Here is a 7,522-nt window from a genome sequence, read left to right as displayed (position 1 = left end):
CCCCGCGCCGCCCACCGCCGACGAGACGACCGACGCGCCCCAGCCCGTGGCCGCGGAGACGGCGGAGGCGTTTCCCCCGCTCGCGGCCCTGCTGGCCGAGGTGAAATCGCCTGGGATGGTGCGTGCGGACATCGACGCGCTCATCGCGGCAATGGGCCGTGCCCCCGCCGCGGACGCGTCGCTCCGGGAGCGGGCGGACCTGCTGCTGGGACTGATGTCGCGCGACAACCCCGTGGGCAAGTACAGGGGGGAGAACTGGACGACGGTGCGTCAGGCGGCCATGGCCGCCCTGCTGGCCCTGGGATATCCGTACGCGCTGGAGCTGCCGCCCGAAATGGTGGAGTCGTACCCGTCCGCGCCCCCCGTCAATGACAGCCCACGTCCGGGACCGGGCCCCGGGGCAGGAAGCGTCGTCATCACGCTGCTGTCCTCGTTGCACCAGACGGGCCTCATCAGACTGGTCGCGGAGTTCACCGGCGCCGTGCAGTTCGACTGGGGCTCCTCACTCGGGCCATCCCTCATCCTCGGGATGGTGGGGGTGTGGCTTCCCGCGCTGTGCTCCTTCCTGGGTCACGGCCTGCGGAAGCGATGGCTGCAAGTCGTTGGCGCGGCGGGGCTGTGGTTGCTGTTCGTCGGCTGGGGACTGGCGAGCCTCGCGGGCACGGCCTCCATGGGCCCCGGCAGCCTCCTGCTGCTGCCCTGGCACCTGGCACTGTGGGCCGCCATCGTGATGCGTCCGGTCCCGAAGGAGGCGGAGATGGGGGATGCCGTTCCCACGGCTCCTCAAGCGCCCGCGCCGGAGCCCTGAACGCGGCCCCAGGAATTGGCGCCTGCCGCGCCGTGCAACCGGCGGCGTACTCGGACTTCTGCTACGTCATTGACGGTGCCGGAGCGACCCAGACCGACGTGTTTCAGTGCTCGGCAGCGTCGGCCTCCTGGCGACCGGGCAACAACTGCTGCAACTTCAAGGGCAGCGTGAGCTGCCCCAACTGACCCAGGAGCACGGGTAGGCCCGGAGGGGCACGGGCAGGTTGCCGGGGCCCCTCTTCGTCCTTGAGCGTCGCAACCTCCGGGCTTCTGTTGCCAGCAAGCGCTAGATTGCGCGCATGACTGCGATTCCGCCATTCAAGGAAGCCGTGGAGCCCTTGCGTGATTCGCTGGCGCGAGACGGGCATCCGACGCACCTCACCTGGGTCTTCCGAGAGGACCTTCAGCTCATCAGGCGCCGGAAGCCCGTCATCGTAGACGGCGGGGAGAGCTTCGCTCCGCGGATCGCGATTCGAGCGCCGCTGCGAGAGTCAAACGAGCAGCTTGCACACCCGCTCTTCGAGCGCGCGCGAGCGCGAGGCCTGGGAGTGGAGCTCTGCGCGCTCTGCCGGTTTGGGTCGACGACGGCTTGCTACGTCTGGGGGCCTGAGGACGAGGCCGCTCAACAGGCGATGATGATGTGGACGGACCAGGTGAAATACGCCCGTCGCCTCCCGTTCGAGGATGCGGTGCGGGTAGAGAGTCCCGCGGCCTGGGCCTTGAGGAGGCTTCCCACGCTGCTCATGCGCCGCGGAGGCACCTGGCTCGATGGAATCCCGAGCCGACGTGATGCCGAGTCCGGCCGCAAGTGACCGGAGCTGCGGGGGACTGCGGGACCGAAGCCCTGACGGGCTCCGGTCCCTCCCCTTCACTCCGGGGCTACCAGTAGACGACGACCGACGAGATGCGGTCGTTCCACGAGTGCCAGCGACGGAACGGCCACCAGCCGGTGTACCAGCCCCAGTTGCTCAGGTTCGGCAGGGCCCAGGAGCGGCTGATCCACAGCGTGTGGCCGTTGTAGTTGGAGTGCTCGGTGACGACCGTCCAGCGACCGCACTGGGTGCTCCAGAGGGAGGAGATGCGATCGTTCCAGTAGCCGCCCACGTAGCTGTAGCCGTAGCCCGGGTACACCGCGAAGTAGTTGCCCCAGTACCCGGCGTGCTCGAAGAAGTACGAGTAGGGATTGCAGGCGGCCGTCTGGAGGCCCTTGGGCTTCTCCTCGGAGGGGAACTGCTGGGTCTCCTCCAGGTACTTCTTGAACTCCTCCGTCTTGCGGAAGCCCAGCACCACGCCGCGCTCGGCCGCGCGATCATCCAGCGCGTAGTGCGACAGGTGGATGTCCTTCTCCTGGAGTTCCTTGGCGGAGTACGTCTCCCCGTCCACCTCGATGGGCAGGTCCGGCAGGAAGCCTTCCTCGGGCTCCTTCTCCAGGTCCTCCGGCTTCGCATCTCGCAGCACCGAGGAGAGCGGAACCCGCTCCAGCTTCGACTCCCCGTCGGGCTTGGGCTCGTTCTCGTGCGGAGGCACCGGCTCGTAGCTGTCAGCCGCGAAGGAAGTGCCTCCCACCAGGATTGAGGCCAGCGTCAGCGAACCAATGAGCGACTTGAACGTCATGCGTTCTCCATGTGGGGAGGCCAGGGACGGGGATGAACAGGGGTTGCCACGAGCGCACGCCCAACAGGGACGCGGCGTGAAGACATCTATCACCCTCAGTGGATTACCGCAAATGCCGGCTTTACACATTGCGGCACATCAAAATCAGCCAACCGTCACGGCAGAAATTTACTTCGTGACAACCATGGACCCAGGGTCGTCAGACACACTCCACCGTGTCGCGGTGGCTCATGCGAAATGGCGCATTTACCCCATTCCCAAAGAGGCTCACACTCGCAACGCAGTCCCCCTCACATGGAGCACACATGCGCACGCTGATGAGATCCCTGATGAGTGTCTCGGCTGTTCTTTCCCTCGCACCCTCGATTGCCTTTGCCTATCCGCCGCAGTGCGATGAGACCTGCATGTGGTTGACCTGCGATTCAGGCTGTTACGAGGGGACCTATCGCACCACGTGTGAGGCGGCGGGCTACTGCTTTGAGCCTGCCCCCGGATCACAGGTCACGACCGCCTCCGTGTCGGAAGGCGAGGCCCGTCAGTCCGAGGCCGCCGCGCCTGTCTGCGGCGGCGCGCACCCGGACACCGAGCAGACCGCGTCCGCCGAGAGCTGAGCAGTCCTCTCTTCCAGCGAGGCCCGGCAGCGCGTCCGGGCCTCGCCTCGCATTCAGGGGGTTCTCACACCAGGTCACTCAGAAGCAGGTGCAGGCTCCGTTGACGCACTTGCCCAACCGGAAGCCCTTGCTCTGACAGCTCTGGTTGCACTCCGTGGCACCGCACTCCACCTGCGACGCTTGCGCGGGCGTGGAAAATGCCAGCGTGAGACCAAACGACATGGAGGCACCCGTGAGCATGGCGAGCACCACGCGGCCTGCCTTCTTGACGGAGAGACGCATCTCAACCCTTCCTTTCAGGGTGAACCGACAAGGGGTCCGATGTTTCGTGCCGGTTTCCGGTCTCCAGCATAGTGACGGGAGCTGACAGCGGAAAGCCGTCAGTCCCGTGACTCATGGGTCCGCTCGCCTGCTCTTCTCACCGGGGCGCGATGACGTAGCGCCCCAGCTTCGTGACGAGCGCACTGACGGTATGGGCCACCGGATCCACCACCGCACCGGGAACGGCCTGGGCCGGCTGGGCGTCCGGCCGCAGGTAGAGCGTGAGTGACGACTCCGCGCTGGCGTCGGGCATGAGCGCCGGGTCGTACCGCACGGTCAGCCGCACCGGCTGATTGAACGTGACGGACGCCGGCTCGAAGGAATAGCCGTGAGCAAACATGAAGGGGTACCACGGCTCCGGCACGACCATCCCCTTGCGCCAGGTCCCCGGCTCGACCTGGACGTCCGCGCTCAGCGCCCCCGCGGGCAGGTCCCAGTGCACCAGGCCCCCATACATCGTGACCGTGCCCCCCGCGGGCGTGAACCTCGCGGCGTCCCCGCACTGGTTCGCCCACAGCTCACCGCCCGCCAGGCACGCCGCCAGCGTGTCGCTCCCCACCAGCCCGTCCAGGATGCGCCGGTACTGATACGCCGACGTGGCGCGTGGCACGTCCCGGTAGAGGTCTTCAAGCCCCTCGCCCGCGACCCACAGCGCGTCCAGCCTCCGCAGGCTCTCAGCCAGCTGCGCGTAGTCCATTCCGTTGCGCTGGCAGAGCTCCCAGGCGGTGGGGGCGAACTGCCGGTTCATCGGGGAGCAGAAGCTGTCCGCCTGTCCTCCCACCCGGTACGAGATGGCGCGCACCACCCACTCGTAGGACAGCTCATGACGAAGGAAGAGCACGACATGCGAATACTCGTGCGCCAGCAGCACCTGGTTCTCACGCGCCAGGGCGTTCTCCACCGTCAAGGGTCGCGCGACCTCCGGGAGCGGAGCCCGGGAGGCCTCCAGCTCCCAAAGACAGACGTTCGACCCGGGCCCCGGCGCGAGGTCGGTCACGTTCATGAACGACGACCCGGCCACGGTTCCCACCCGGGGCCCACAGAGGCTGTCACCCGTCAGGTGGATGTCCACCGGCGTCAGCCGCGACGGCACGTCCACCCCGGTCAGCGACAGCAGGTCGTCCTTCACCGCCAGGAAGCCCGCGTAGCGCGCGAAGAGGTACCTCTCCTCGATGGGACAGGGCTCCTCGCAGACGATGCGGAAGGTGTCACCGGGGCGCTGGTACGCACGGTAGGCATGCCCGGAGAGCGTCACCTGCTCACTGGGAATGGGAACAATCTCCGGCGGCGGCAGGCCCGCATCCACGCCCGCATCCGGCCTGGACACACCCGCGTCGGAGGGACCGCCGGGGCCCGGAGCCGTGTCGCCACCACAGGCCGCCAGGGCTCCGAACAGGAGGCCCGCGAGGACACCGCGGGCCGCGAAGAAGCGTCCATGAAGGGAGGGCATGTCATTCACCTGGGGGCTGATCAGCGCGGGCTCACCGACCCCGCACGCAGGTGGAGTAGTACCCGCGGATCAGCACTTGTACAGGGACGTCAACGCGATGATGTCCGTGCTGGTGAACTCGCCCGTCTCTGGGTTCCTGGGGCAGGCATTCATGATGGACCCGCCATACGTGGCCGTGGTCGGCGTCCCGGGGATGTGGATGGCACCGATGCCCGCGGTGCCTTCATTGCCACCGGTGTTGCAGCTGACGGCCTGATAGTAGAAGTCCGAGTGGCGCAGACCGAACGCATGGCCCAGCTCGTGGGTGATGACGTACTCGTTCATGTCGGCGCTGTAGCTGTTCAGCCCGGTGCCAATAGAGATGGTCCCGTAGGGACGCCCCCCCGAAGGGAACCCGGACGAGCCACTGACGCCGGGCATGGTCGTCGCGGTGATGGTCGCGCTGCAGCCCGTGGAGGGCCCCCGCACCATGGTGAAACACAGCCCCAGGGCATTGTAGTTGGCGATGGCCAGGTTCAGCCCCTCGCTCAGCCGGGCGTAGCTGTTGAACGTGGAGGTGGGGTTGATGCAGATCTTCGTCAGGCTCTTGCTGACGACATTGGTCGTCCGGTAGTGCTCCTGGCTCCCCTCGCCGGGCTGGAGCATCTCCTGGGAGGCCTGGAGCGACACGAGCGCGTCGTTCCCCACGTACACCGCGTCCTCGAAGATGCGGATGTCGCTGGCGGGGAACCCGGCCTCGACCAGGTTGGAGACGGTCTGCTCGTTCTCGATCCGCGGGTCATCGGTACCGCAGCCGGACAGCACCGCGCCACAGCTCACCACCAGGACTGCCGCTTTCTTGAACATGTTCGTTCCCCCGATTCGTGATGCGGTTCTTCCCACGCTCCCGGCATGGGAGCGTCAGTGCTGACAACGGCCTTCAGTGGTCGCCGTACACGCCGCTCGCGGTCACCGCGTACACGACCGCAGGGATCAGGTCGAACTGCAGGCTCCCGGAGACACGCGGCTGCCCCTGGCCCGTGCGGATGCCCAGCTCGAGCTCCGACGCCGACCGACGCCACATGGTCGTGACGTCTCCTCGCGTCGCGCCAGCGGGTCCTCAGCGTTCGACGATGTCGCCAGGCTGCAGGTAGGGCGACGCTTCCACGATCGCCTCCGAGGTCCAGCCCCGGTTGGATCCGCGGCCCTTTTCGTCACAGTCGCCGTCGGTGTGGATGCCCAGCAGGTGGCCCTGCGCGTTGAGCACGCCCGCGCCGGAGCTGCCGACCAGGGTGTCCAGGTCCGAGTAATAGACAAGCTGATGGCATGAATCCAGGTATCCGCCTTCGGCGACGACCTTGGGCCGCCCCCGGGGGTGCTGGATGATGGCCAGCCGCTCGCTGGACCGCGCCGACAGCACCACCGGCCTAACGGCGGGGAGCACGTCCAGCGCGATGAGCGCGTAGTCGGGTTCGAGCGCCTGCTCGATGACGGTGCCCTCGGTCACCAGCGGGTCCCCGTCCGACGCGTCCTCGAAGTTGAAGACCATCAGCACCCGGTCGCCCAGCCCGACACAGTGGCCCGCGGTCACCACGACCGGTCCCGCGCCCGCGCCAATCAGCGTTCCGGTGCAGCGCCCTTCAATCAGCACGACAGCGTCTTCGGTGGCCTGGACGCCGTCCGCGAGCTCGCCCTGGTAGCTGTTGATGGGGGTGAAGTCAGCGGTGGGGCCGCACTGCGAAAGGCTTCCCACCTCCGGCACGGTCGGAGTTCCACAGACGGGCGGATCCTCCTCCTCTTCCGGCACCGCGGGCACCGTCTCCCCACAGGCCGCGAGGCCAAGGAGGACGGTGCCCACGAGGATGCGGCCCCGCAGCGTCATGAAGAAACCGGGGGGCCTTGTTGCCATGTCTTAGTAGAGAGCGTTCAGCGCGGTGCGGTCAGAGCTGGTCCACTCGCCGGACTCGGTCGAACGGAAGCAGGAGTTCATGACCGAGCCGCCGACCGTCGCCGTGCTCGGCGTGCCGGGGATGAGGATGGCGCCCACGCCCGCCGTGCCCTCGTTGCCGCCGCTGCCGCAGCTGATGGCGCGGTTGTAGTAGTCCGAGTGACGGAAGCCGACCGCGTGGCCGAGCTCGTGGGTGATGACGTGCTCGTTCACGTCAACGCTGTAGGTGTTCAGGCCGGTGCCGATGTTGATGGTCCCGTAGGGACGACCGCCCGAGGGGAAGCCGGCGGAGCCGCCCGCGCCCGACATGGTCGTCGCGGTGATGTTCGCGCTGCAACCCGTGGTCGGGCCGCGCGCCATCGTGAAGGACAGCCCCAGGCCGTTGTAGTTGGCAATGGCCAGGTCCAGGCCCTGGCTGAGGCGGGTGTAGCTGTTGAACCCGGAGGTGGGGTTGATGCAGATCTTCGTCACGCTGCTGGCGACGAGGTTGGTCGTCCGGTACTGCTCCTGGGTGCTCTGGTCCGTCTGGAGCATCTCCGCGGACGCCTCGAGCGTCACGTGCGCGTCGCGGCCGACGTACACCTGGTCGTCGACGACCATGATGTCGTTCTCGGGGAAACCAGCCTCGATGAGGTTGGAGACGATCTGCTGGTTCTCGACCTGCGGGTCGCTACCGCAGCCGGACAGGAACGCGCCACAGCTCGCCACGAGGACTGCCGCTTTCTTGAACATGTCTTTTTCTCCACTCAGTCGGGGGATGCGCAGCCGCCTGACCTTCCCGTCAGCCGCGGA

The 7,522-nt window shown here is 67.3% G+C and carries 10 protein-coding genes; 3 read left to right on the top strand and 7 right to left on the bottom strand.

Translation table 11 applies throughout. From position 1 onward, the window contains the following. Positions 1 to 808: hypothetical protein (locus tag D7X12_RS42850; RefSeq protein WP_120624631.1), on the top strand; the 808-nt coding region annotated here is incomplete at its 5' end. 298 nt (positions 809 to 1,106) lie between these two features. After that, positions 1,107 to 1,619, top strand: a complete 513-nt coding sequence (locus D7X12_RS07805; protein ID WP_147443568.1) for a hypothetical protein — start codon at positions 1,107 to 1,109, stop codon at positions 1,617 to 1,619. Positions 1,620 to 1,686: 67 nt separating this feature from the next. Here D7X12_RS07805 and D7X12_RS07800 read toward each other — a convergent pair whose 3' ends face one another. Next, positions 1,687 to 2,421, bottom strand: a complete 735-nt coding sequence (locus tag D7X12_RS07800; RefSeq protein ID WP_120624629.1) for a hypothetical protein — start codon at positions 2,419 to 2,421, stop codon at positions 1,687 to 1,689. 305 nt (positions 2,422 to 2,726) lie between these two features. Here D7X12_RS07800 and D7X12_RS07795 point away from each other — a divergent pair, with 305 nt between their 5' ends. Continuing rightward, complete coding sequence (locus D7X12_RS07795) at positions 2,727 to 3,032, top strand: hypothetical protein (RefSeq protein ID WP_120624628.1); 306 nt, start codon at positions 2,727 to 2,729, stop codon at positions 3,030 to 3,032. Positions 3,033 to 3,110: 78 nt separating this feature from the next. Here D7X12_RS07795 and D7X12_RS07790 read toward each other — a convergent pair whose 3' ends face one another. The 6 genes from D7X12_RS07790 to D7X12_RS07770 form a co-directional block, all read right to left on the bottom strand. After that, positions 3,111 to 3,314, bottom strand: coding sequence for a hypothetical protein (locus D7X12_RS07790; protein WP_120624627.1), 204 nt, complete (start codon positions 3,312 to 3,314; stop codon positions 3,111 to 3,113). Positions 3,315 to 3,450: 136 nt separating this feature from the next. After that, positions 3,451 to 4,803, bottom strand: coding sequence for a hypothetical protein (locus D7X12_RS07785; protein ID WP_120624626.1), 1,353 nt, complete (start codon positions 4,801 to 4,803; stop codon positions 3,451 to 3,453). Positions 4,804 to 4,872: 69 nt separating this feature from the next. Further along, positions 4,873 to 5,649 carry a M57 family metalloprotease gene (locus D7X12_RS07780; RefSeq protein WP_120624625.1) on the bottom strand — a complete coding sequence of 259 codons (777 nt, stop codon included), beginning with the start codon at positions 5,647 to 5,649 and terminating at the stop codon, positions 4,873 to 4,875. Positions 5,650 to 5,722: 73 nt separating this feature from the next. Then, the gene (locus D7X12_RS42845) at positions 5,723 to 5,866 is read right to left on the bottom strand and encodes a hypothetical protein (RefSeq protein ID WP_158619996.1); all 144 of its coding nucleotides are present in this window, start codon (positions 5,864 to 5,866) and stop codon (positions 5,723 to 5,725) included. 36 nt (positions 5,867 to 5,902) lie between these two features. After that, complete coding sequence (locus D7X12_RS07775; RefSeq protein ID WP_120624624.1) at positions 5,903 to 6,691, bottom strand: trypsin-like serine peptidase; 789 nt, start codon at positions 6,689 to 6,691, stop codon at positions 5,903 to 5,905. 3 nt (positions 6,692 to 6,694) lie between these two features. Further along, the gene (locus tag D7X12_RS07770) at positions 6,695 to 7,462 is read right to left on the bottom strand and encodes a zinc-dependent metalloprotease (RefSeq protein WP_120624623.1); all 768 of its coding nucleotides are present in this window, start codon (positions 7,460 to 7,462) and stop codon (positions 6,695 to 6,697) included. Positions 7,463 to 7,522: the final 60 nt, after the last annotated feature.

Origin of the sequence: Corallococcus sicarius, assembly GCF_003611735.1 — a bacterium.
GTDB lineage: Bacteria > Myxococcota > Myxococcia > Myxococcales > Myxococcaceae > Corallococcus > Corallococcus sicarius.
The sequence above is the reverse complement of the archived record's forward strand: the minus strand, read 5'-3'. Positions and strand labels throughout refer to the sequence as shown.